This is a genomic window from Pseudoalteromonas sp. AWH4_217, from assembly GCF_056161105.1.
In genome coordinates, this window is record NZ_JBSWYM010000006.1 from 52,173 (window position 1) to 75,912 (window position 23,740).

At 47.4% G+C, this 23,740-nt stretch carries 22 protein-coding genes; 10 read left to right on the forward strand and 12 right to left on the reverse strand.

Annotation, left to right across the window (positions count from 1 at the left end):
• Positions 1 to 89: 89 nt before the first annotated feature.
• Positions 90 to 1,016, forward strand: coding sequence for a hypothetical protein (locus tag ACXAH1_RS08575; RefSeq protein ID WP_475195951.1), 927 nt, complete (start codon positions 90 to 92; stop codon positions 1,014 to 1,016).
• Between the two features lie 161 nt (positions 1,017 to 1,177).
• On the forward strand, positions 1,178 to 3,205 hold the full coding sequence (locus tag ACXAH1_RS08580) for a methyl-accepting chemotaxis protein (protein WP_475195953.1): 2,028 nt from the start codon (positions 1,178 to 1,180) through the stop codon (positions 3,203 to 3,205).
• Positions 3,206 to 3,298: 93 nt separating this feature from the next.
• Here the strand turns inward: ACXAH1_RS08580 and ACXAH1_RS08585 are convergent, their stop codons facing one another.
• Together ACXAH1_RS08585 and nhaR are read right to left on the reverse strand one after the other, a co-directional pair.
• A complete protein-coding gene (locus ACXAH1_RS08585; RefSeq protein WP_138551187.1) occupies positions 3,299 to 3,574 on the reverse strand; it encodes an Rdx family protein in 276 nt (91 codons plus the stop codon).
• Entirely contained in the window at positions 3,571 to 4,485 is a 915-nt protein-coding gene (gene nhaR, locus ACXAH1_RS08590) for a transcriptional activator NhaR (protein ID WP_253050091.1), read from the reverse strand. The genes ACXAH1_RS08585 and nhaR overlap by 4 nt, the downstream gene beginning before the upstream one ends.
• A gap of 138 nt (positions 4,486 to 4,623) precedes the next feature.
• On the opposite strand from nhaR, the gene ACXAH1_RS08595 reads away from it, so the two are divergent.
• From ACXAH1_RS08595 to arfB, 5 genes are all read left to right on the forward strand, one after another.
• On the forward strand, positions 4,624 to 4,926 hold the full coding sequence (locus tag ACXAH1_RS08595; protein ID WP_138544918.1) for a hypothetical protein: 303 nt from the start codon (positions 4,624 to 4,626) through the stop codon (positions 4,924 to 4,926).
• 357 nt (positions 4,927 to 5,283) lie between these two features.
• Positions 5,284 to 6,552 (forward strand): efflux RND transporter periplasmic adaptor subunit, encoded by a 1,269-nt coding sequence (locus tag ACXAH1_RS08600; RefSeq protein WP_475195962.1) that lies wholly within the window; start codon positions 5,284 to 5,286, stop codon positions 6,550 to 6,552.
• A gap of 88 nt (positions 6,553 to 6,640) precedes the next feature.
• Positions 6,641 to 7,969: an ABC transporter permease gene (locus tag ACXAH1_RS08605; RefSeq protein ID WP_475195965.1), complete on the forward strand. Its 1,329-nt coding sequence runs from the start codon at positions 6,641 to 6,643 to the stop codon at positions 7,967 to 7,969.
• A 10-nt stretch (positions 7,970 to 7,979) separates the two neighbouring features.
• Complete coding sequence (locus tag ACXAH1_RS08610) at positions 7,980 to 9,191, forward strand: FtsX-like permease family protein (protein WP_475195967.1); 1,212 nt, start codon at positions 7,980 to 7,982, stop codon at positions 9,189 to 9,191.
• A gap of 56 nt (positions 9,192 to 9,247) precedes the next feature.
• Positions 9,248 to 9,661 carry an alternative ribosome rescue aminoacyl-tRNA hydrolase ArfB gene (gene arfB, locus ACXAH1_RS08615; protein ID WP_253050102.1) on the forward strand — a complete coding sequence of 138 codons (414 nt, stop codon included), beginning with the start codon at positions 9,248 to 9,250 and terminating at the stop codon, positions 9,659 to 9,661.
• A gap of 10 nt (positions 9,662 to 9,671) precedes the next feature.
• Here arfB and ACXAH1_RS08620 read toward each other — a convergent pair whose 3' ends face one another.
• From ACXAH1_RS08620 to ACXAH1_RS08635, 4 genes are read right to left on the reverse strand one after another with little or no spacing between them, the layout of a single operon-like run.
• Positions 9,672 to 10,922: an ATP-binding protein gene (locus ACXAH1_RS08620; protein ID WP_253050105.1), complete on the reverse strand. Its 1,251-nt coding sequence runs from the start codon at positions 10,920 to 10,922 to the stop codon at positions 9,672 to 9,674.
• Positions 10,923 to 10,927: 5 nt separating this feature from the next.
• A complete protein-coding gene (locus tag ACXAH1_RS08625; protein WP_475195971.1) occupies positions 10,928 to 11,617 on the reverse strand; it encodes a response regulator in 690 nt (229 codons plus the stop codon).
• Positions 11,617 to 12,015 carry a DUF3019 domain-containing protein gene (locus tag ACXAH1_RS08630; RefSeq protein ID WP_475195974.1) on the reverse strand — a complete coding sequence of 133 codons (399 nt, stop codon included), beginning with the start codon at positions 12,013 to 12,015 and terminating at the stop codon, positions 11,617 to 11,619. Before ACXAH1_RS08630 ends, ACXAH1_RS08625 begins: the two co-directional genes overlap by 1 nt.
• Complete coding sequence (locus tag ACXAH1_RS08635; RefSeq protein WP_475195976.1) at positions 12,005 to 12,988, reverse strand: MipA/OmpV family protein; 984 nt, start codon at positions 12,986 to 12,988, stop codon at positions 12,005 to 12,007. The genes ACXAH1_RS08630 and ACXAH1_RS08635 overlap by 11 nt, the downstream gene beginning before the upstream one ends.
• Positions 12,989 to 13,148: 160 nt before the next feature.
• Between ACXAH1_RS08635 and ACXAH1_RS08640 the strand changes: the two genes are divergently transcribed.
• Positions 13,149 to 15,233, forward strand: coding sequence for a beta-propeller domain-containing protein (locus ACXAH1_RS08640; RefSeq protein WP_475195979.1), 2,085 nt, complete (start codon positions 13,149 to 13,151; stop codon positions 15,231 to 15,233).
• A gap of 55 nt (positions 15,234 to 15,288) precedes the next feature.
• Here ACXAH1_RS08640 and ACXAH1_RS08645 read toward each other — a convergent pair whose 3' ends face one another.
• From ACXAH1_RS08645 to ACXAH1_RS08660, 4 genes are all read right to left on the reverse strand, one after another.
• Entirely contained in the window at positions 15,289 to 15,810 is a 522-nt protein-coding gene (locus ACXAH1_RS08645) for a GNAT family N-acetyltransferase (protein ID WP_475195982.1), read from the reverse strand.
• Between the two features lie 24 nt (positions 15,811 to 15,834).
• Positions 15,835 to 16,566, reverse strand: a complete 732-nt coding sequence (locus ACXAH1_RS08650) for a 5-oxoprolinase subunit PxpA (protein WP_475195985.1) — start codon at positions 16,564 to 16,566, stop codon at positions 15,835 to 15,837.
• 99 nt (positions 16,567 to 16,665) lie between these two features.
• Complete coding sequence (locus ACXAH1_RS08655; protein ID WP_475195987.1) at positions 16,666 to 17,463, reverse strand: D-glutamate cyclase family protein; 798 nt, start codon at positions 17,461 to 17,463, stop codon at positions 16,666 to 16,668.
• Positions 17,464 to 17,527: 64 nt separating this feature from the next.
• On the reverse strand, positions 17,528 to 19,312 hold the full coding sequence (locus ACXAH1_RS08660) for a glycoside hydrolase family 3 protein (RefSeq protein ID WP_475195990.1): 1,785 nt from the start codon (positions 19,310 to 19,312) through the stop codon (positions 17,528 to 17,530).
• A 183-nt stretch (positions 19,313 to 19,495) separates the two neighbouring features.
• Here ACXAH1_RS08660 and ACXAH1_RS08665 point away from each other — a divergent pair, with 183 nt between their 5' ends.
• On the forward strand, positions 19,496 to 19,846 hold the full coding sequence (locus tag ACXAH1_RS08665; protein WP_475195994.1) for a VOC family protein: 351 nt from the start codon (positions 19,496 to 19,498) through the stop codon (positions 19,844 to 19,846).
• Positions 19,847 to 19,866: 20 nt separating this feature from the next.
• On the opposite strand, the gene ACXAH1_RS08670 is transcribed toward ACXAH1_RS08665, so the two are convergent.
• Together ACXAH1_RS08670 and ACXAH1_RS08675 are read right to left on the reverse strand one after the other, a co-directional pair.
• Complete coding sequence (locus ACXAH1_RS08670; RefSeq protein ID WP_475195999.1) at positions 19,867 to 20,598, reverse strand: oxygen-binding di-iron domain-containing protein; 732 nt, start codon at positions 20,596 to 20,598, stop codon at positions 19,867 to 19,869.
• Entirely contained in the window at positions 20,595 to 21,200 is a 606-nt protein-coding gene (locus ACXAH1_RS08675) for a chemotaxis protein (protein ID WP_475196003.1), read from the reverse strand. Before ACXAH1_RS08675 ends, ACXAH1_RS08670 begins: the two co-directional genes overlap by 4 nt.
• A 217-nt stretch (positions 21,201 to 21,417) precedes the next feature.
• Between ACXAH1_RS08675 and ACXAH1_RS08680 the strand changes: the two genes are divergently transcribed.
• Positions 21,418 to 23,655, forward strand: a complete 2,238-nt coding sequence (locus ACXAH1_RS08680; protein ID WP_475196006.1) for a putative bifunctional diguanylate cyclase/phosphodiesterase — start codon at positions 21,418 to 21,420, stop codon at positions 23,653 to 23,655.
• Positions 23,656 to 23,740: the final 85 nt, after the last annotated feature.

Sequence of the window (23,740 nt, forward strand, 5' to 3'; positions counted from 1 at the left end):
ACCTGTTTTGTGGAGGTACAACTTTTAACAGTATTCTCGATGCAAATGCAATGCTTTTTGTGTAGATTGCGAGGCTTGAGAGGAAATATATGTCACAATTAAAAACCACACTGTCGTTTACTTTTTCAATCAGTGCGCTGTGCATTGCGCTCTACAGCCACTTTACTCAATCGCCAGAGCAAGGCCTCACGCAGCTGTCCTTATCAGGAGAACGGGAACAACTTACGCCGCAAAACGAGCTGTTGACAGCTGACCGAGCGGAAGCATTTGAACAAGGTCAGCAGCACATTCAGCAGTTGAAAGAACAAGTACGCTATTTGCAGGAGCGTGTGTTGGAGCTGGAGAATCGCGCGTTTTCAGCGCCAGGGGCCGCTCAATCTCTTGAAGAATCGGTATTAGCTATCCTGGAGGAGAAAGAGCAGCAAGAGAGAGCTGAACATCGCGAAAGCAATCCCGTCTATGGTTTTTACGAAGACCTGCCTGATGATTATGAAATGCGCCTAAAGACTGACCCTGAGTACGCAGATAAACTGTCTAAACAGTTACAACAAAAGGTACTGGATGAGAGTTTACCTGTGATTGATCGTCTGTCCGCTATGGGTCAGTTGCAGATGAATATGTATGTACTTAATCGTACGCAAATGGACACTATGAGCTACGATACTGTAGATGCAGTTATCAAAATCAGTCGCGGTCAGTACGACGATAAATTGCGCGTTCAGGCATTAGACGTGGTAGCACAAACACCGGTCGTAGACGGGCGTATCGCCCGCTCTCTACTTGATATTGTCGAAAAGGAAAGTAACGATTACATGCGCGCAACGGCTGCGGAAGGTCTGATGGCGCAATACTATCAAGCCAATGACGAACAGTATCCGGGTTTAAAACGGCAACTGGCCAACGACATATTGAAGCTCTACAACAATGATATCGACAGTCAAGTATACAATCTGATGCAACGCATGATTGGAGACGAAGACTTGCTTGAGCAAATACGCAAAGATGCCAACAAGTAGTCAGGTAACGCGAATTGGTGTGATTTCGCAACGAAAATCAGTTATTTTGTTTCTAAATACAACAATTTCTCCTATGTTTGTGTTATACATTTTATTAAACAACTTGATTATTTAGCGTTGCCGCCTGGAAAAAGGAGACGGCAGCAGAGGAAGGTATAGCCATGTTGCCGTTGCGGCTTTCCATTAAACACAAAATTACCCTGGGCTTCGGGGGCATTGGTATGTTGCTGGTCATTGCCTGTGGGCTTGCATATTGGGCACTGCTGGAAATTCAGCATGCCAATCACAAAGTAACCGATACCGCCCAGCCTATCTTGCATGCCGCAGAACAATTTCAGCAACAACAGCTAAGAATTCGCAACCTGGTTTCAAAAACCTACAGTGCGGACGATGAAAGTAGTGTCAGGCAAGTAAAGTCGGCATTTAGTCAGGCAGAAGATAGGGCTCAATTGTTACTGGCTGACTTAGAAGCGCGTGCTGAAGACAATCAACGGCTGACACAACCTTTGCGAGAAGTAAATCGGATCCGCTTAGAGTTACAGCAAATATCAGAGTCTCTATTTACAGCACGACTGAGTCAGTTTCAGGCGACAACCCATATTCAGCAAGGGGTGGCAGAATTCTTTAAGCAAAGGAACATAGCAGGCTCGGCTATGTTGGATATTGAACTGGTTGAAACATCCGATAGCCGGTTAAGAGATGAGGTAGCTGGCACTGGGATCAGGATAGATGACTTGTTGTTTACACTGGAGAATAATGTGCAATCGCTTGCACAGATTGGGCCTGACAGCCTTGCTACTCATCGTGAAGATGTCGGTTTTATAGTAGACAACATCAGTGACAACTTTACTTATCTAAAACGCCAGTCTGCCGGGTTGCCAGTAGAACCTCTGTTCCAGCAGTTTGAGCCAGCATGGGGTAAAATAACTCAGCAGCTAAAATCACCGGGGATTTTGTATCAGGCTCTGGCCCGTCGTCATGAAGGGCAAAAAATGGCGATACAGAGCTACCAGCAAGCAGAGCAAGCATTTCAGGCGCTGTTTTCTCAGATTGACAGCATTCAAAGTCATGCACAAAGCCAGTTTGATCTATATCAGCAGGAGTCCGATCTGATTATCGAGCAGGCTAAAAATGCGGCCGTACTATTAGTATTAGTATTTGCAGCGCTTGCAATCGGGATTGCCATTTCCACCAGCCGCGCTATGTTGACGCCGCTGGCTGCTGTAAACAAGATGCTCAGATACATTGCGAGTGGCGATTTTTCACGACAAATAGTTAAGCGTCAGGATGATGAGTTTGGCACGCTGACTGACAACATTAATCAGGTAAAACAAAATCTGAGTGGCTTACTTGAAGAGATAGACACTCAGGTACATGAATTAAAGGGTCTCGCTGGCACATCTTTGGAACGCAGTCAGACACTCACCAGTCGAGCGACGGCCCAGGTAGAGCGTACCGGCAATGCGCTCAGTATTGCATCGAATATTGCCCGCAGTGCCGTTGATGTTTCAGAACAGTCTGATCATGGCGTAGCCGGGCTTAAGCGGGCCCAGTCGTTGAACCATGAAACAGCGCAAAGTGTCGTGCAAAACAAGCAGAAGATTATGTCTCTGAATAGCAGGATGGCTGAGTCGGTCAGTGCGATGGACGGATTAAGAAGTCACAGCGAGAGTATTGGCCAAATCCTGGACACCATTGTCGCTATCGCTGAGCAAACGAATTTATTGGCGCTCAATGCTGCAATTGAGGCAGCCAGAGCAGGTGAGCAGGGAAGGGGCTTTGCGGTGGTGGCAGATGAAGTGAGACAGCTGGCCATTCGCACACAAAATGCGACTCAGGAAATCAATAAAATGATTGCGACATTACAAGCTGATACCCACTCGACTGCGACTTTAATTCAAAGCGGACAACAAGATGTACAGGAGTGCGCAGAGCAAAGTGAAGTTCTGGCAAGTAATATGTCACAAGTCAGTGACGCGATTGAGCAGGCGACGGTGTTGAGTGAGCAGGTTTTGGATGCTGCAAATCATCAGGCTGAACACTGTGAGCGTATTGCAGACCTGATGAAAGAGGTGCAGGAAACAGCTTCTCGTAACTCTCAGGAAATGGGGTTTATGGCCGAAGACAGCGAGTCACTGAGCGGCTTTGCGGCCAGGCTAACCCAGTTAGTTGAACGCTTTAAGCTTTAATATCAAGCGGTATTAAAACATCGCTACTCCGTGAAATTAAATCTGCCGGTAAGCGGATTAAACACCCCATTAAGGCGTCGGAGTCAGGATAACCTAAGTATCAATGTGGCCCATTGAACGCTCAGGATCAAGCTGGTCTCGTACCCGACGTTTTAATATTTTTGCTTCAGGAAATCCGCCATCGCGCTCGCGACACCAAATCAAGGTGTCATTGTAATAAATTTTAAAGACTCCCTTACTGGCCGGAACCAGTGCGACCTCTGCCAGCTCGTCAGAGAAGGTAGATAACAGCTCCTGGGCAAGCCAGCCACTGCGCAGCAACCACTGACACAGGACACAATAGTGAATGGCTATTTTAGGTTTATTCACGTCAATTCCTTGCTATCGTCAATCCCCCGGGCATGCTGAACAAACTCCGAGTAAATAGAATCTTTGATGAGCCTGTCTGGTGTGAAGGCATAATAGTTCTGGTAAACGTTGGCGATTGCGCCGATAAAACTCACATCGTAGTGACGTTCAATTTCGTCACGTACAGACAAAGGTGCTGGGAAAACACCAAAACCTTGTTGGCCAAGCGCTTTCATTAGTGCACTGTCATCTACATGTCCAGCAACCGAAATCTCGATTTTTTGCTCATTGAGCCAGTACTGAATTGCACTGGTCACCGGGCTGTTCTTCGCAGGTAAAATAATGGGTGTCTCGGCAAGTGCGGCTGGAAAGTTATCGCTGCTTATGGCCTGAGTGTGTTTCGCGCCATAAAAGCCGATCTGACTTTTCCCTATCTCATGGCAAAAGAGTTTAAATGGGGTATCGCCATCTAACGGCTTGTCTGCCAGCACCAGATCCAGTTTATGTGTGGCCATTTGCGCCAGCAACTCGGCTTGTTGCCCATCAATACAGTGGAGATTTGAAATCCGTTCATTGTCAATCAAAGGCGCGAGCCACTTTGATACCAGTGACTTTGGCAGAGCATCTGAAATACCCACTTTCAGCGTTCGGTTAATCGATGCAAGATCACCTTTGGTCGTTTCCAGCCACTCCTCGGCAATGGCGAACATGTCATCTGCATACTGCTGTGTTAGTTGCCCGTATTCGGTCAGTCTCAGCCCTCGTCCTTCTCTTAAAAACAGCTGTTTGCCAAGCCGTTGCTCAAGACTGGTGATCTGAGCACTGATGGTCTGAGGTGTCAGGTGCAGTATCTTACTTGCCGCAGCAATACTGCCATGACGGCTTACCTGCCAGAAATAGTACAGGTGGTTATAATTTATGTTCGTAATCATTCGTAATATTCGACGTTTTGCTAAGAATTTATCAGCTTTTTTCTTTTTAAATACATTAGTAGATTAACCTCAACGACGCAACAATATGAGTTCAACTTCAATTTGTTGACTGGCTTTGTTCAAAAGGTTGATAGCACTATGAAACTGAATTTCAGAGCAACGGGAAAGCGCATTGCAGAGGCGACTAAGTCGCAACTCTCCAGATTGGCAACTAACAAATTTATGCGCTATGCGGCCCACATCCGCAAAGTGCGGATAGATGTGGATGAGCAGCCTTGCCAGCGTCACGGTATGCTGACGATTTGTAAGGTGGAAGTGTTGTTACCCGGATTGCCGAATGTCTCTGTCAGGGCCAAAGGTAAGAACATGATGCAGGTGATCAAACGTGCTTTACGTGACAGTGAGCTGCTGCTAGCACGCCAGTTCAACAGAGCCGCATAGGACTGAACAGTATTTCTAATAAAGTAGATAAATTATTTGACCCTAACTGTGCAAAATAGGAGGTGGCGTCCAGGTTAGATTACGATTATGCAGTATTTACAGTTATTCCCAAGCACTTGCGGCGGCATGGAGGCCGCGCTTTACCCCATCACTAATGCACTTCTTGCGACATCCCAGACCTTAAGGTCCAACACTCGGTGTATAAATTAACCATATAAGGTAAATAATGTTCCCAAAATAAATTTTCACACAAGGAAAATATTAATAAAATGTTTATTGTTGGTGACATTTAGTTTGATTTTTGCTATTTTCAGACTCGGTATTGATCAACACTTTTTATTTTCAAGGACGTAGTAGATGCAGTATATCGATGATACCAGCGCTCAGGACAGCCAGTTAGAAAAAAAACACAACTATAAACGCTATTTCCTGATCATCGCTGGTGCAATTATTTCATTATATTTTATTGTTCCTCAAATACTTGCATGGGCAAGTGGTGAGAGCGCTGTCAGAATGGACAATATTCATGTCGCACAAGTGCGCCGTGGTGAATTTGTCAGAGATATTTCAGTCCAGGGGCGGGTAATTGCAGCGCGCAGGCCCACATTATATAGCCCGGCAGAAGGGACTGTTACTTATCTTGTGACAGCCGGAGATTCTGTCGAAATTAACCAGCCGCTGGCTCAGATAGACAGTCCTGAACTTAAGAGCTTGTTGGCACAAGAACAGGCTGAATTAACGCGTTTGGGCACTCAGTTAGAGCGGGAAAAAATTCAGGCGAAGAAGCAAGACCTGGCACAAGAAAACTACCTGGGCAAAGCCATGGTGGCGTTAAATGCAGCAAAGCGAGAAATGCGCCGTAATGAAGAAGGTAAAAAGAACCAGGTTGTCAGCGACATTGACTATCAAAAAGCCAAAGATGAACTGGAAAATGCACAGCGAGAACATCGCCTTGCGGTCAAAGAAGTGGCTTTATTAAAAGAAAGTCAGAAGTTTGAAATCCAGACGCGTGCAATTGAATTGCAAGCGCAGCAGGTACTGGTAGATGAACTGCAGCGACGAGTTGCATCTTTGGAAATTCGCTCTCCGGTGAGTGGTATTGTCGGCAATCTGAGTGTTGATCAGAAGAATTCGGTTGCGAAAAACCAGCCATTGCTGAGTGTCGTGGATTTGTCTCACTATGAGGTTGAGGTCAACATCCCTGAAAACTATGCAGATGACCTGGCGTTGGGTATGCCGGCACAAATTACACTTAATGGTCGGGCATATGCTGGTGAATTGACTGCCATTTCACCTGAAATTGTACGTGGACAAGTCGAAGGCAAGATACGCTTCAAAGAAGCTGACATTACCGGTCTCAGACAAAATCAGCGTCTGACTAGTCGAATTGTACTGGAAGAAAAATCGGGCGTGACTTATTTGCCTCGTGGTCAGTTTGTCGATGCATACAGTGGTAAGTATGCCTATGTTCTTGATGATGGCAGTGCAGTGAAAAAGTCAATCAGCCTTGGCTCAAAAAGTCTGGGTCAGGTTGAGGTACTGTCCGGGTTGGCAGTCGGTGATACCGTCATTATCTCTGACACTCGCATGTTTAATAGTGCAGAACGTGTGAGGGTCGTTCAGTAAAAAGTAAAATCAAGAGCGCGAATAAGACAATGTTCGCGCCAGCCCTGCGCGATTAATAAGCGTAACAATATGTGGAGGAAGCATGCTGATGAGATATTATTTCAAACTGGCCTGGATAAGCTTCAAACAAACTCCACTATTAAGTTCCTTAATCGTGGTCACAATTGCGGTGGGGATTGCCGCAACCATGATTACTTATACCATCAGCTACATGATGAACAAAGAGCCGGTGCCGGGCAAAGCCGACTCTCTTTATCTGGTTCAGCTCAATAGTTGGGACCCTCAAAAAGCCTATTACAGCCAGGGAGAAGAAGAACGAGTTCCCCCTTACCTTACCTATCAGGACATGCAAAATTTATGGCGCGCCAATCAGGCACAACGTCATGTGCCCATCAGCGGTTATAGAGATCAACTTAAGTTGCCACAGCAGGCTGACTCTGATGCAAAAACAGCATTGGTACGTTCGACAAGTCGGGATTTTTTCAACGCATTTAACGCGCCAATTCGGTTTGGCAGTCCCTGGTCAGTTGAAGCGGACAGGCAAGGTGAGCTGGTTGCTGTTATCAGTGCTGATGTGAACCAGCGACTATTTAACGGACAAAACTCAGTTGGACAATCTATTCGATTGGGAGCGTTGGAGTACCGAATCGTTGCTGTTCTGGACAACTGGCCCATTCTGCCACGGTTTTACGGCGAGGCGATGCGTGCTTTTCGCAAACCAAGAGATGTGTTTATTCCTTTTGAGGCGCAAGTGCGTAACGAGCTATGGTCATCGAATTTACAGGCTTTTGAGTGTTGGCGTGATCCGGAAGATAGCTCATTCGAGGCGTTCTTGTCCTCGGAGTGTGTCTGGGTTTACTTTTGGGTTGAGCTCAATGGGCCCTCTGAGCGCCTGGAATATGAAGAGTTTCTGTATTCCTATGTTCAGGAACAGCGAGCGTCAGGACGATTTCAACGCAAAATCATCAATAAGCTGAGCACCCCTGTGGAGTATCTGACTCAGCGTGAAGCCATCTCTCAGGACAACCATATGGCACTGGGGCTGTCACTGTGTTTTTTGATACTTTGCCTGCTGAATAGTACGAATCTGATGATGGCTAAGTTTCACACTAAGACGCTTGAAGTAAGCTTGCGCCGCGCCGTTGGTGCCAGCAAACGGCAGGTGTTTTATCAGTTCTGTATTGAAACCCTGTTGCTCGGAACGCTTGGGGGCGCGCTAGGGTTGATACTGGCACAGCTGGGACTGAAGGTGTGTAGTCAGGTTTATCAACATCTGAGTAGCGATTTGATGCAAATGGATCTGTTTATTGTGGTGTTAACCCCCTTAATTGCGATTTCTGCCAGCGTATTATTTGGCTTGTTACCCGTTATTCGTGCCAGCCGTATTGAGCCCGCCAGTCAGCTTAACAGTGTGTAAAGGGGCAATCATGAGAGACCTGTTACCGATTATTAAAACGTGGAATTATAGTCGCACTGCTCCTCTGTTATTTGTGCTGCAAATCGCGTTGACGTTTATGATATTAGTGAATGCAGCCTACATGGCGTTGCACAAGCACAGTTTATTATCTCGTCCAAGTGGGCTGGATGAACAGCATACCTTTTACGTGCTAACTAATTTACCCTCGGAAGCCACCGCAAGGGCTGCGGATATTGACCAAGATTTATCGGCAATAAATGACTTACCAAGTGTCACTTCCGTATCAGTTACATCGGGAGTGCCACTAACTGGGTGGGGGCGTTTTCTGGAAGTGGCCACTCAGGCCGACAGTGAGTACGATACCTTCAGTGGCTATTATGGAGGCGACAACGCGTTACTCGAGACGATGGGGTTAGAGCTGGTCGCGGGGGAAGGCTTTTCACAGGCCCCACTGTTTGCAGACACAGACGGGTTTCGGGTCGCAACTGAGATCATCATCACACAAGCGCTCGCACAGGCACTTTATCCCGATGACTGGCGTCAGGTTGTAGGGCAGACCATCTATATTAACAAGCGACCACAACAGGTTCGAGGGGTAGTCAAAACCTTGCAGGCTGCCTGGAGTTTTTGGGCCGTTGTGGAACACAGTGTGCTTGCACAGGTAATAGAGACCAGTGAGTATGTTTATTACCTGGTACGTGCTGAACCTGGCCAGCAGGCTGAGGCTATGGCACAAACAGTTGACTATCTTATGCGTCGTCATGGGAGAAAAATCGAAGAATTACAAACGTTCGAACAAATAAAGCAACAAAGCTATCAGGCTGAATATTCGGCCAGTATGACACTGTTGTGGGTTGTTGTTTGCTTGTCTTTGGTTACGGCATTGGGCGTGTTTGGTCAGGCGCGTTTTGCTGTTACCCGGCGTCGCAGGCAAATAGGTATCCGACGAGCTCTTGGAGCACAAAAAGAGCACATAGTCAGGTACTTTATGCTGGAGAATGCGCTTCTGACGATAGTAGGCATCGGCCTGGGATGTATTGCGGCTATGCTGCTTAATGTGCAATTTAGTAATTGGTTTGAGCTGGCCGTTGTACCTGTGGAATTCCTGGTAATTGGTGGAGTGTGTATGCTGCTGCTCGGTCAGGCTGCAACTTTGGCACCCGCTTGTCGTGCCGCCAGCGTATCACCAGCCATTACGACTCGCCTTGGGGAGCTGAGATAGACTCACCTGTGCGCAAATTGTTATGATAGCGGCTATAGAAGCGAATCGTGGTAACTATGTTAAAGCTATCAAATAATGTTGAACTGGCTGCGTGGGAAATTGAACTGACAGCGATCCGGGCTCAGGGGGCTGGTGGGCAAAATGTCAACAAGGTGTCCTCTGCAATTCACTTGAGGTTTGATATTAAGCGCTCAACTTTACCTGCTTTTTACAAAGAGCGGTTACTGGCCTTGCAAGACAGCAGGGTCAGTAAAGAGGGGGTAATCATCATTAAAGCGCAGAGTTTTCGCACTCAGGAACAGAATCGCGAGGATGCATTAGAGCGACTGAAAACTTTGATCCTCGCCGCCATCAAGGTAGAAAAGAAGCGCAGGGCCACTAAACCAACACGCAGTTCTCAGCGCAAGCGTCTGGACAGTAAAAGTAAACGTGGCCAGACTAAAGCGATGCGCGGGTCGGTTAAATTCTAATATCAATGAGCTAGTCAGCAATCAGTGGCAACGCCAGCGTGAATTTGGCCCCGCCGAGATCAGACTCGCCCACCTGACAGGAGGTGTCGTGCCAGGACAGGATTTTACTGACAATGGCCAGCCCCAAGCCAAATCCGCCGGTTTCTTTACTCCGGCTTTTGTCCAGTCTGGAAAATGGCTGAAATACTTGTTCGCGCTTTGATTCAGGTATGCCCGGTCCATCGTCTTCAACTGTGAATTGCGCCATTCCCTGTTGCATTGCCAGTGTGACTTTAATTTTACTTTGGCCATATTTGTCGGCATTTTGCAGCAGGTTTTGTATCACTCTGGATAACTGATGTGGATCGCATTTTACCGGAATATCTGGCTTGATGTCAGTGACAAGGTGTTTGTCCGTTGTACGCCCAAGTTTGTCAAGTTGGTCCAGGATGAGAGGGGCCAGGTCGCACTTTTGCATATGTAGTTGTTGATTAGCAAATTCCAGCCGAGCATAACTGAGCATCTCGTCAATCAGCACCTCCATTTCTGTTACATCCTCTTCCATGGCAGCAACTTGCTTTGGGTCTGTAGGTGCCAGCATGGCCAGTGCAAATTTTAGCCGCGCCAGAGGCGTTCTGAGTTCATGAGACACTGCATTGACAAGCTGCTTTTGGTTATTCATCAGGCTGGCGGTTTTAAGCGCCATTTTTTCAATTTGCTGGGTCAGAGTATAGATAGCAGAAAACCGCGAGCGAGTTGGAGTAAGGTCAAGAGAGCCTGAGGCGAGTTTTTCCGACGTGCGTTTTAATTGCACCAAGTCTACCCACAGTGGTCTGAGCCACAGCACCAAAAGCAGTGCCAATAAGGAAAATGACAGAAATTTAATCGTGTACTGCTTTATCGTCGCGGATTGTGCTGGCGCAAAAGGACCAAGTTGAACAACCGATGTACTATTGATAACGAACAGAATCAGAGCGTTTCCAGTATCATCAAAAGAGGTGATAATTTCCCCGTTCTTGAGTGCTGCCAGCTGCTCAGGCAACCAGGCAACATCTTCGTACGGAAACACAGCCAACTGAGTTTGAGTATCGAAAAACGAGGTTAAATCTTCTTCGTTTAGATGTGTTAATGCTTGTTTATAGTGCTTGGCGACCGCCGTTGCATGACGTAAGTCATCAGGTGCCTGCTCAACCCAGTTACGCCAGATAGCTTCACTGCCCTGATTAATTGCAATAATGCTGGCAAACACCACAATATACAAGCTAACAAGCAAACGCAGCACTGGCTTTATTCCCAGGCAGATTTAGAACACAAGTAGCCTTTGCCCCAAACGGTAATAAGTCGGTAGGGTTGCTCCAGGTTGTCATTGAGCTTTTTACGCAATCTGGAGATCCGTACATCGACACTGCGATCTAAGCCATCGTAAGGTCTGCCAACCACTTCCGTGTATATGTGCTCGCGACTGAGCGTTTCTCCTGCGTGTCGGGCAAGCTCCCAAAGCAGATCAAATTCATAGCTGGTCAGTTCGATTTCTTGTTCGCACAGGTAAGTCTTTCTGGCCGCTTTATCTATTTGAAGCTGGCCTAAGGTCAGTGTATCTGTGTTATCAGTTTGTTTTCCCTGGCGACGCAACAAAGCGTTCAATCTAGCAAGCAGCACATAGGGCTCAACGGGCTTAATAACATAGTCATCCGCACCAATCTCCAGTCCTCGGACATGATCGAAATCGCTGTCCTTTGCGGTTAGAAATAAGACAGGCCCTGAGTACTCTGGTCGGATCCTACGGCATATTTCAAAGCCATCAAGGTTGGGCAACATGATGTCGAGAATCACCACATCGGGCTGCTCTTGCACGATTTTTTCCGGCGCTAAAGCGCCATCATGGATCAGGGTGACATCGTAATTGTTGCTTTGTAAAAACTGCCCAGTGAGTTGAGCGAGTCTTTCATCGTCTTCTACCAGAATGACTTTAGTCATCAAAATAAACTCCAATCGGTTTTCAGTTTCCTGCGATACTTAGTACTTACCACAGCATTGACCTTCACTGTCTTCTTGGCAAGGGTATGCTGCTTTGCATCCCTCAGGCTAAACTCCATATTTTGTGCAAGTTTAACTGCCAGTTTAGCGGTTCCCTGATTGCTGCTTTCCCAGCAATGCAATTGCTTATTTTCCTGGTACAAGCATAGGTCTTCTGGCACAGAATGATGCCAGTTTACCCGAATGGTCATTTGGCAGGTTTGGCCTTGTGTCTTAACCATACATACCATGGGTTTAATCTCAAATAATGGTTGCGGTTCAGCACTGGCTTGTACAGCGCCGGCGCACCATAAAAGCACCCCAACAGGCAGGCCGTACGGAGGACGACTAGAACGCATAAAGGCCTCCGATGAAGACTGACGTAGTATAGCCTTCCTCAATAATTGGACTGTTAGCGATGCTAGAACCAAGCCATTGGTGTTTTGCGGTAAATTTAAACTGCCAGCTATCAGTTAGTTTATGATTATAAGCGATACCTATGTAGGGGTTAAAGGTACTGTCTACGTGATAGTGGAAATGCGTGAGATCGGTATCTTTGTCAGTGATGCCGTAGTAATAGCTACCCAACTTGGCATCTTTGTAGTCTATACCCAGTTTAAGCTGTAACTGCGCATATTTGGGGTGGCCAAAGGGCAATTTGTAACTATAGCCAAGGGAACCATTAAACCCTTTATAAATCCCTCTAATATCGTGCAGTAAACGTATTGTCAGCTTATGTTGTTCAGAGATGTACCAATGTGCCAGTATACCGCTGTCTATTGCCCATTTTCGCTTAGCCAGATCTTCAAAGGTTAAGGACGGTGGCTTGGTTTTTACTGGAGTCTGGTCACTGTTAATGACTGGGATATAGCCACTGATTTCATTAGGCAGGCTAATATTTCCACCGTCATCAGGGGATACGTCTCCATTGCTCGAAGGGATCCGGGACTCCGGAAAGTCTACCCGCTCACTGATGTCCGGAGAAAGTGTATTTGAGCGTAACAGGGTTCCAGGCCGGGAACGGGAAAAAAATGCCTGTTCCGAATTGAGTTCTGCAATCCAACTGACGTCGAATGATTGCTGATTGATAAATGTATAACCAACTGCAGTATTATCAAGGAAGAAGCGATCGCCGTAGTAGCTGACATAAGGTAATACGATCAATGGGGAGTGTTCTCCGTCCTTAAGTGGGTTTGTTGCGACACCGGCGCCCACTGCCACTGAAACTTCCCACTGTGACACCTCAACACAGTTTTCAGGCTGTGTGTCGCAGTTAGCAAAAGCCATACTACTAAACAACACTAAGCCAATCACACCTGTCAGACGTTTCACTTTTCCACCGCTCCCTATTTTACACAGAGGTACTTTACCAATTAAATTACCAATTACCAGAAAGAGTTACATTAAATAACATTTACACTGGCTGGAGTAACAGCAACTCTTTTGCAAACAGGTATGGTTATGCACATACTTAATCCCAAGGAGATAACCAATGTTAAATTCTAATCAGTTAAAAGTCACAGCAGCCGCGCTCTCGTTAGCGTTGCTCAGTGCTTGTGGTTCGGGGAGCGACGGTAATTCTTCCGGCCAGGGTCCGGGCAATGGGGGGGGTCAAACTCCAGCCGATAAAGTGCCTGACTTGTCTACTGGTGAAGCCAGTGCGAAGAAGTTGCGAAAAGCCAGTGCACAGGACTTTGCTACTTATCTTAAAAATGGTGTTTATCTATCTCAGGGGACATCAGATGCGTCAAATATAGCAGACGGCTCCGAAGCAGGCACATCTCCAACTTCTGGAGAATCTCCTACTTTTTCCACCACCAATGTACAGGAATCAGCAGTAGATGAAGGTGACCGGATCAAGTATGACGGAGAATACTTGTATATTGCCAACACGACGGATTTTCAGGCGGCAGAAGGAGAGCACCAGCAGTCTGTACGCATTCTGAAACGCACAGAAGCGGGAGAGCTTACGCCACTTTCCAGCTTGATAACCAGTAGGGATTACTATTTTAATCAACGTCTTTATTTAAAGGAAGATAACCTCGCCGTCGTACTCAGTAACGAGGGGGGCATGTTCGGGGTAGAGCCTGGCATTGATGGAGCCCTTTCCATAGCCGTGATGCCTTATCCGGCAGAGCTAGGTATTACGCTGGTACGTGTTGATGTTAAAGATCCCACACAGAGTAATATTACGCATCAGCTACGCTTTGATGGTGAGCTGGTGGACTCGCGCGTTATAGGTGACTCGCTTTATTTGGTTAGTAAATTTACTGCGCGTTTTGAAGGTTTTGAGCGACAAGGAGAAGATCTTAACCTGACCAACTACCAGAAAATAATAGCGACGGATATCTCCGAGTTGTTACCCAAAGTGACCGACATCAAGACCGGAACACAAAGGCTAATGGTAGACCCCGCAACCTGCTACGTGCCGGAGCAAGCTTCAGAGCTCAATGGTTATCATCAAATTACCTCTGTAACGCGTGTGTCATTAAGCGATCCCAACTCTCTGACTTCAACCTGTGTTGCGAGTAGAACACAGGGGATCTATATGTCACAGAAAAATCTCTACCTCTACGGCTATTATTACGATCCAGAGGACGTGACTTTTGATGACACAACCCAGACAGTTATGCATCAATTTAGTCTGACAGAAAATGCCGTGACTTACAGTGCATCAGGCAGAGTTGCCGGCCGATTAGGAAGTGGAAATACAAACCTTCGCTTTAGTGAACACAATGATTTACTGCGTGTAGTAACGTCACGCTTCACTGAAGAAAATGGCATGGTGCACAAACTGCACATACTGCAAAGGCTAGGCGATAATCTGGCACTGATCAGCCAGTTGCCCAACGACACTCGACCCACGCCAATCGGAAAAGTCTCTGACAATGGTTTGGTGGAGGAAGATATCTACGCGGTGCGTTTTTTTGGTGATAAAGCCTATATCGTGACATTTCGCCAGGTTGATCCTCTGTATGTGCTCGATCTCAGCGATCGAAATGATCCTAAAATAACCGGTGCATTGGAAATCCCCGGGTACTCTGCATACCTTCACCCGGTTTCAGACACCCTGCTGGTTGGGGTTGGTCAGAATGTGCAGGATTGGTTTATCGACCCTGTTGCGCTGAACGATGACCAGATAGGCGCAAAGGTAAGCCTTTTCGATGTCAGTGACATTGGCGCGCCGGCTTTGCTGCAGGAAAAAGTATTTCCCGGCGGATATAGCCCCGTGGAGTTTGACTATCATGCATTTAGCTACGTAAAACACAGCGAAGACGTATTCAGAATGACATTACCTGTAGAAAGCTGGCTCACTCAGGATGAGGGCGATAATAGCGTGTCTTGGTATATACGCAGTGAGTTAGCCGCATTCGAAGTGCACAGTGGTGAAACGCCCAAGCTACAGTATATGGGCAGTAGTGTTATTGAACCGCAATCCGACATAGAGCTTCAGGGTTATGTTTGGTCAGGAGATGATCGTAGCGTGATACATGACGATCATATTTACTACGTGCATGGCAATTTTGTCTGGTCAAGTCTGTGGCAAACGCCACAGGTAACGACAGGACCATTCTAATGTAACTTGGCAAAACGACGCAACCGGCATCTTTTTCCGGCTGCGTCATTTGCGTTTAGTTTGGCGTGATCAAGCCAAGCTTTTGGTCATTACACCACTTTCCACCGAGCATATAGTTATCTTTAAGCGTGCCTTCATGCTCAAAACCTAACTTGGTCAGTAAGTTAAAAGAGGGCTCATTGCCTTCGGTTACGGTTGCCGTTAATTTGTGGTAACCACACTCGTTGAAAGCAAATTCAATGACTGCTTTGGTTGACTCTTTGGCGTACCCTTTACCCTGATGTGTGGGGTCAAGCATAAACCCAAGCTCTGCCTGTTGGAAGGGGACCCAGTTGCACAGAAAGCCATGTAAGCCAATAGGTGTCCCTGATTGGCGGTCTTCAATCATCAATGTTAGCCAGTGGTTTTGTTGTTTTCGCCAGCGAGGCAGACGACGGTTAAATTGGCCGCGAATAAAATCTTGCCCTGGCAGGTCTTTAATAAATCGCATCACCTGAGGCTGCTGGTGCAGGTAGAGGAAAAATGACCAGTCTTCATTGGTCAAAGGCCTGAGTAAGAGTCTTGGGGTTTCTATCACAACATTGTCCTTATGAATTATTATTTAGGTGTGAAAAAGTAGTGCTTTGATGGCGACAATTTGCGCAATGCTGTCAGGATTATCACCGTGAACACAAAGTGTATCTGCTTTGAGCGGCAATGAACGGCCGCTGGCTGTCGTAACTGTGCCCTGGGTTACCAGCTGTTTCACCTGCGCCAGAAGTTGGGCTTCATTATGGACTGCATTGGGCTGCGCGCGCGGACTTAGCAGTCCTTCGTCTGTGTATAGTCTGTCTGCAAAGGCCTCAAACAGCAGCTCTACACCAAATTGTGACGCAAGACCCAGGTGATGTTCTTGCTTTGCCGTCGCCAGAATCATCAGTTTGAGTTGCGCAGGGTACAATGAGATTGCCTTGAGCACCTGAACAAGTATACCTTCGTCGCGCATCATGTCGTTGTACAGGGCACCGTGTGGTTTAACGTATTGCAGCGTCATGTCGTGCACGCGGGCCATACCTTCTAGTGCTGCAATTTGATAATGCAGGATATTGATCAGCTCATGCTCATTGAGGGTCATAGAGCGGCGTCCAAACCCTTGCAGGTCCGGGTAGCTGGGGTGAGCGCCAATAGCGACTTTATGCGTTTTGGCAAGTGCCAAAGTAGCTGCCATAACACTGGGATCGCCCGCATGAAATCCGCAGGCGATGTTCGCCAGATCAATGTGAGGCATAACCTGATCGTCCAGACCCATTTTCCAGGCGCCATAGCTTTCGCCTAAATCGCAATTTAATAGCATGAGTTGCTCTTTTGTTTGGTTTTTACTGAACCTTAACACGGATCAGGGTTGAAGGTTAGGCATCAACAGACAGAAATGAGCAGGGTTCTCAAGCTAAGTTCAGCTGATCACAAGGCTGAGATCTGCCTTATCGGTCACCAGCAGATGTTGTGGACTGTTGATAATACACCACTCTGGTGCTGCCCGAGTGATGGCAAGATGCGCAGTTAAACTGGTAGTCCAGAATACGGGTATATCACCCGAGCTAATGCAGAGCGGCTCGCCAAAGTTTGGTTTACTCAGGTTGGTTACTCCTATTTCGCCGGAGTCACCAAAATGAACCGGGATACCGTGAGGTACCCGACTCACAGAGCCGGCCTGAATTGCACGGATCAATGTCGGCTTATTCATAGGGCGCATGCAGACCACCTTTGGTCCCCCAAACGGCCCAACCTGATGGCTTTCGATATTGCTGATGTACATTGGTAAAGAGTGAGTCGGATTAGCAAGTGGGCTGGCAATGCCAAAAGAGTGTAAAACAGTGTCAAATGCCAGATAACTGGCCAGTGCAAAGGCAACAAAATCATCCCGCCATAGATGTGTAATATCAGAGACTTCTTCGGTTAGCTGCCCTTGCTTTAGTATACGATAACGTGGAATATCTGTTCTTATATCAATGTCCTGACCCAGTTGATCCAGGTGATAACAGCCTGGCGAAATACTGCTTGCCAACAATGGACAGCAATCAGCATTGTGCTGGCAGTAGGTCTGAAATTCAAACGCATTGGCTTCAGGCAGGATTAAAATATTGCATTGGGCAAAACCAGGTACAAAACCATTGGTGGGGCCGGAGTAATCTCCGGCCCGGATCATGGCACGAATAGCGTTAGGTGCAGTGAGTGATGCCTTAGGGTCCATATTTGTCCTCATCAGATAACAGGCTGATTTAACAACATCTCCCCAATATTATAGGCCGATACGATTAATCTGCCTGTTTGTCTATGCTGACCGGGAGCGTACCATTGGCTTTGGCCTTGCCCATAATCACTTGTGCAAGGGCTGTGTAAGCGGGGCCACTCACCCGGTGCTCGGTTTCAACATCTACGTTATACGCATAGCTTGCCAGTACAGCCTGGCTGTATGGAGCAAAGCGAGTGATTTCATAGGGTGCGCGTAAGCTGATGAAAACCGTCGGTGTATTCTGCGCTTGGGCGAATATCATTAGCTCTTCTAATGCCTCTGGCTGGGCTTTTGCGTTTACCGCAAATTTGGCTAATGTTGCCAGGTCGTCCATCCCGCCAATTTCGGCAGCACTTTGTGCTGGGGAGGCGTGCCCGGCAATCACCCAATCAGCACGCTGGATATCTGACTTTGCTTGCTGTGGATCAAACCCTTGCAAACTGGACACTGTCACAGTGAATGGGTGTGCGGAGTGAGCCTGTAAAGCTTGTTTAAGCGCCGTGGCTTTTTGTTTGTCAGGCATGATGAGGTGAATGTGTTGATTAGCGCGAATTGCCAGTGGCAATAGATTATCATTTTTCACTTCGGTAATGGCCGCCAGCGCAAGTTCGGCCTCTACTTTTCGATGTTGGGGGTTACCCAAGACGGATTCAGCTATGGCGGTTGATAAGCGACGTTTTTCGGGTAAAAAGCGTGCTTTGAGCGCACGGATCCGGTTGGCTGATAATGTGAGCTCAGAGATCGCTAGCTGGGTAGAGGCTGTTTGATAAAGCTTGTCCATAAATTGCCTGAATGCACTGATATCTTCTGTGCTCCGTATCGCAAAAGGCATAAGTGCGATATCTACGCCGGCAGCAAAGGTTTCTATGACAGCCTGCTCAGGAGCAAAGAAGTCACTGATCCCGGCCATGTCGAGCGCATCCGTGATGGTGACACCCTGATACCCCAGTTGACCCCGCAGTAAATCGTGCATTATCTTGCGTGACATGGTGGCTGGACGCAGCATTTTCTCGCCACGTTTGTTGAGGATTTGCGTATCATCTAAAGCCGGATATTGAATATGTGCTGTCATCAGCATACCCGGAGCGTGTTGCTTGATGATGGTCGCAAATGGTGCGATGTCCTGCTGGTAAATTTGATCAGGAGTGTGATTGACCCGGGGCAAACCTGTGTGGCTGTCTACATTGGTATCACCATGGCCTGGGAAATGTTTAATGGCTGAAATAACCCCTTGTTGCTCAAATGCCTTAACCTGCGCGGCTCCTAGTTTTGCGACTATGTCGGGGCTCTCGCCAAATGAACGTACATTGATGACTGGGTTGTCCGGGTTGGCATTGACGTCAACAGTGGGGGCGAAGTTAACATTGATCCCAAGCGCAGCCAGTTCTTTACCTATCGCAGTGGCGACTGCATGCGCATAGTGGGTGCCATGTTTCGCATAGCTGGCACCAATACTCATATTGCCTGTGAATGAGGTTGCCTCGGCACGGTTGATTCTGGCGACCCTGCCACCCTCCTGATCAATGGCGATAAAGGGAGGGACTTCAGTAGCGTCATTCAGCTGACTTGTTAGCGCGACAATCTGGTCAATTTCCTGTACGTTTTCGGCAAACAGGATCACCCCACCGATATGATATTCCCGGAGGATGTCTCTTAGCTGCGGTGGCAGAGACGTCATAGGCGCTCTGCACTGCGCTCCTTTGCCTTGTTCACAAAAGTATCTCAAATCGAGCATCAGTTTTTGGCCAATCAGAGGGCGTAATTCAGGTGATACCGTGGCACTGTGGCTTTGGGTTGTCAGGGTCATGAGCAAACCTATAAAAAGTAAGCGAAGCAAAGTATTCATCGTTAATATGCTATTTTTTCTGGCACTCTATCATGCCATGGCGCTAAGATGGAGCAAATTCAGCTCGGTGCGCTATCTTAAGCCGGTGCCAGTGAACGAGCTTTGAACATTAAGGTAAGATTATAAAATTAAGAGGGAAAGACCATGACACACCATGCCTTAAATTATGTAGAGTTTGCAGCGTCGGATCTGGCTGCGACACAGGCATTTTTTGAATCGGTATTTGGCTGGCAGTTTCAGTCATATGGCCCAGAGTACGTTGCTTTTAGTGAGTCTGGCTTGGAGGGGGGCTTTTTTCAAAGTGAGTTGTCTGCACGTCAGGATCAGGGGGCACCGTTACTGGTGCTCTACAGTCAGGACCTCGAGCAAACACAGCAAGCTGTAGAGCAAGCAGGGGCCACTATCAATAAAGCGATTTTTAGCTTTCCGGGTGGCAGACGGTTTCATTTCATTGAACCAAGTGGTAACGAATTAGCGGTGTGGAGCGACAAGTAACTCAAAAAACCAGTACCCCGTTAACTTGCAATCCCGACATCCAGCTTGGCAAACCATTCAAGGAATTCGGTGACGGCGTCTCCTTTAAACAAACGGCCATGTTGTGGTGCCATAATGTCGATATCCAGCTCCTTAACGCGGGCTATCCAGTTTGATTTTGCGCGGTTAGAGGGCATCCAGCGACGATGAAAATACTCCATGTGTTTCACATGAGTGCCAAAGTCTTCAACAAATATGGGCGCATCCGTTTTTTCCAGTGCTGCGCCTACATCACCGCTCATCAGAATTTTGGCGTGGGGGTCATAGACATGAAAATTTCCGGATGAGTGAAGATAATGTGCTGGTACCAGCTTTAGGCTAATGTCATTCAGACGGATCTCCCCGCCTTCGTCCTTGATCCCCTGATATCTGATATTGTTCATGCCAAAGTGACGAATAAACCCTTCCCACAGCCAGGGAGCGTGTAGAGTTGCATTCGGCAGGGCCTTATCCCACAACCCAAGTGATGAAATGATGTCTGGGTCCTGATGAGAAGCGAATAACGTTGTCAATTCTTCGAGTTCAATATGCTGCAATATTGCGGCTAACATAGGTGAAAAGAGCTCCGTGCCGCCCGGGTCTAGCAGCACCGCCTGGCCTTTGCCTTTTACCAAGTACTGGTTGGTATCTATGATTTTTTCTGGTTTTCCTTCATCCCGGCCAAACATCAACCAGGTATGGCTGGGAGCCTGAAACAGTTGTGTCGCTTTCAATGCAAGGTGCCTCTTAGTGTATGAATTTCATTTAAGTTTACGGTGACAGATTGCTTGATTGTTCTGGCTGCACTGGCAATAAAGTCGGAGACGGATTGCAAGCTGTCACTAAATTCTCCTGCATTCGATGCTTCAACTCTACTGGTTACTGCAATGTATTCAGCACTGCGCATTTGCTTGTTAATTTCTTCAAAAAAACTCTCCAGTTCATGCAGGGCGATTTCGAGCTTCTTAGTCTGTTGCTGTCGTTCTGACTTCGCTTTGTGCTGTAAGGCTGCGAGTTGCACTGTGGTAGCCAGCGTCGCAGCCTGATCAACATGTAAATCAAACTGTGTACTGCGTACGGCCTCGAGCGCGATTTTGAACAGCTGGTTGGATAATGTGGAGATGTGTGTTGTGGTTTTAATGGTTTGTTCTGAGAATTCATCAATAAAATTAGTGATAGGCTTAAAACCGGATGCAGAATCTCCCGCCCGAAGTGCCACAACGCGTGCATTTTTAGCGGTTAATGATAAGTTTTTGGCTTCAGCCAGAATGGCATCCAGGTTGGCGATAATACGCGCAACGCGAATAAAGCTGTCTACTATATTTTTATCGCTCAATGCGAAACTCCACTGGCAACGGGCTGCTTTCAAGACACTAGGATAAAATTCGCTGAAATTCCAGAAATCGGCATAATCGCACACCCAGTGAAAATGTTCTCCACAACCTTAAACCCTTTCATTAACAAAGGCTTCAAAAGTACTCTTAAGCATTACCAAAGTGACGAGATTGCGACTAAGCTTGACAGGTGCGACATAAAAAAAGATCGGAGCTTGAGTGAAACCCGCTGCGTTGCAATCAATAGTTTGTCTGTGTTTCTCTGCCATGGGGTGGCAGGCAAGCGCAGCAACTCCATCACCCGCTATTTTATTGGCCAACCCAATGGTGTTTGCGTTGGTCATAGGGGGCGTGTTTGCTTTGATGGCGGGGTTGGTGGTGTGGGGGTTAAATCGCCAACGGGGAGTTATCAGCAGTAGTGAACACCATGAGGCCCATCATTTTTATCTGGAGGCATTTCAGGCGAACCCGGGATATCAGTTTGTGTTTAGCTCGGATGCGAGCTTAGTCAGTATGAGTGATGGCTTAACTACAGCGCTGAATAAAACCCATAAAGCATTATTTGCTTACAACCTCCACGAATTGCTTGAACCAGATAGCTGGGCAAGGCTCGCAGCATGGCTGGAACAGCCAAAAAATGGCCAGGTGATTAAATTGACGCTGGTTAGTGCCCAGAGCGAACGTGTGACGGGGTTGTTTGAGTTTCAGAGCTCTGAGCAACGTAACCTTCATCTGGCTCGCTATTTACATCTTTCTCCTCATCTTGGTCAGGCTGACACAGACAGCGAGCTGTTAGCCGTGACACTGAGCTCCATAGGCGACGGCGTAATTTGCTGCGATGTAGAGAGCCGAGTGATCTTTATGAATCCGGTCGCCGAGGCCGTCTTAGCCTTACTGACCGAAGAAGTTAAAGGGCTGCCTATCACTGAGGTCATGCCGCTTTATCACGAGGGCAGTGACAGGCTTATTGAAGATCAGATGGCGGTTTGCATGCGCAACCAGCAAACGATCAGCTTGCCGGATTCTACCTGTTTTCGAAATCATCTCGGGCTGGAATTTGCGATTGATGATTCCTGCTCTCCGGTCTACAACAACGCAGGTAAAGTGATTGGGGCCGTGATGATTTTCCAGGATGTGACTGAATCGCGGGCGCTTAAACGTAAAATGAATCACCTGGCTCACCATGATGCATTGACCGGTTTGCCGAATCGACTATTGCTGCAAGACAGGCTGATTCAGGCCTGTAAACGTGCATTACGCAACCGTCATCAGTTTGCCGTTGTGTTTATGGACCTCAATAAGTTTAAAAAAATTAACGATTCATTAGGGCACGACTTTGGTGATCTGCTCCTGAAGCAGATCGCACACCGGTTGACCGATGCTATCAGGGCATGTGATACGGTGTCTCGTATGGGGGGCGATGAGTTCGTACTGTTGCTTGATGCCATTGAAGATAAACGGCACGTTGGCAGTGTTATCAAAAAAGTGCTCGATAAAGTGTGTGGCCAATACGAGATCAAAGGCGTTGAAGTGCAGGCAACTTTGAGCGCTGGTGTGGCTTTATACCCTGATGACGGTGACAACGCCGAAGTGTTAATGAAACATGCAGACAGCGCCATGTATCGGGCGAAGAAATCTGGCAAAGGTGGTATGCAGTTTTACTGCTCACAACTGGATGACGAAGCCGAACAAAACCAGGCTCTGGAGCAGGCCATTTTGGAGGCGATATCTCAGGATAAGTTTGTGCCTCATTTTCAGCCCGTTGTGAGTGCCGCGGATGGCCGGGTTGTTCAGTTGGAGATGTTAGCACGTTGGCACAAAGAAGGTGTATTAGTCGAAGCGAATCATTTTATCGGTGAGATAGCAGATCTGGGCGCCTTGATGACTTTACAGATCAGGCTTTGGGAGCAGGCGCTGAGCTGTTTTGTGAAATGGCAGGCTCTGTACCCCAAGCTCAGGTTAAGCATCAACCTTGCAGTAAAAACACTACAACACGATGACGCATTGCAAACGCTTAAACGCTGCATATCCTCACATGGCTTACTGCCTCAGCATATAGAAATTGAGATTGCTGAAAAGCAATTGTCGTTGCTTGGAGCAGAACTTAGCTCGGTGGTTAGCACATGGCGTCAGGCAGGGTTTACTCTGGCAATTGACGACTTTGACGCTTGCCATACCAGCATTAGAGAACTTCATGCATTCCACTTTGATGTCCTTAAACTGGACCCCGAGCTAACAAAGGGACTGATCACAGGTGAGGCTTCGGGCGTGGTGAGTTCGATACTGACCCTGGCCAACAATCTCGGTGTTATTTGCTGCGCAGAAGGAGTAGAAACCTCTGAACAAGCCAGATTACTCACCGAGATGGGTTGCCCTCTGCTGCAGGGTTATCATTTGGGTGAGCCGCTCAGCGCAGAGGATGTTGCTGCGCACCTAGCACTGAAAAGTACTTCTTAGGCTCCAATGATTCACTCATTTTGAAACCTTAAGGTTGTCTTAATTTTCCAGTTCTATTCTGCACCTAAGTTAACATCACGGAGCA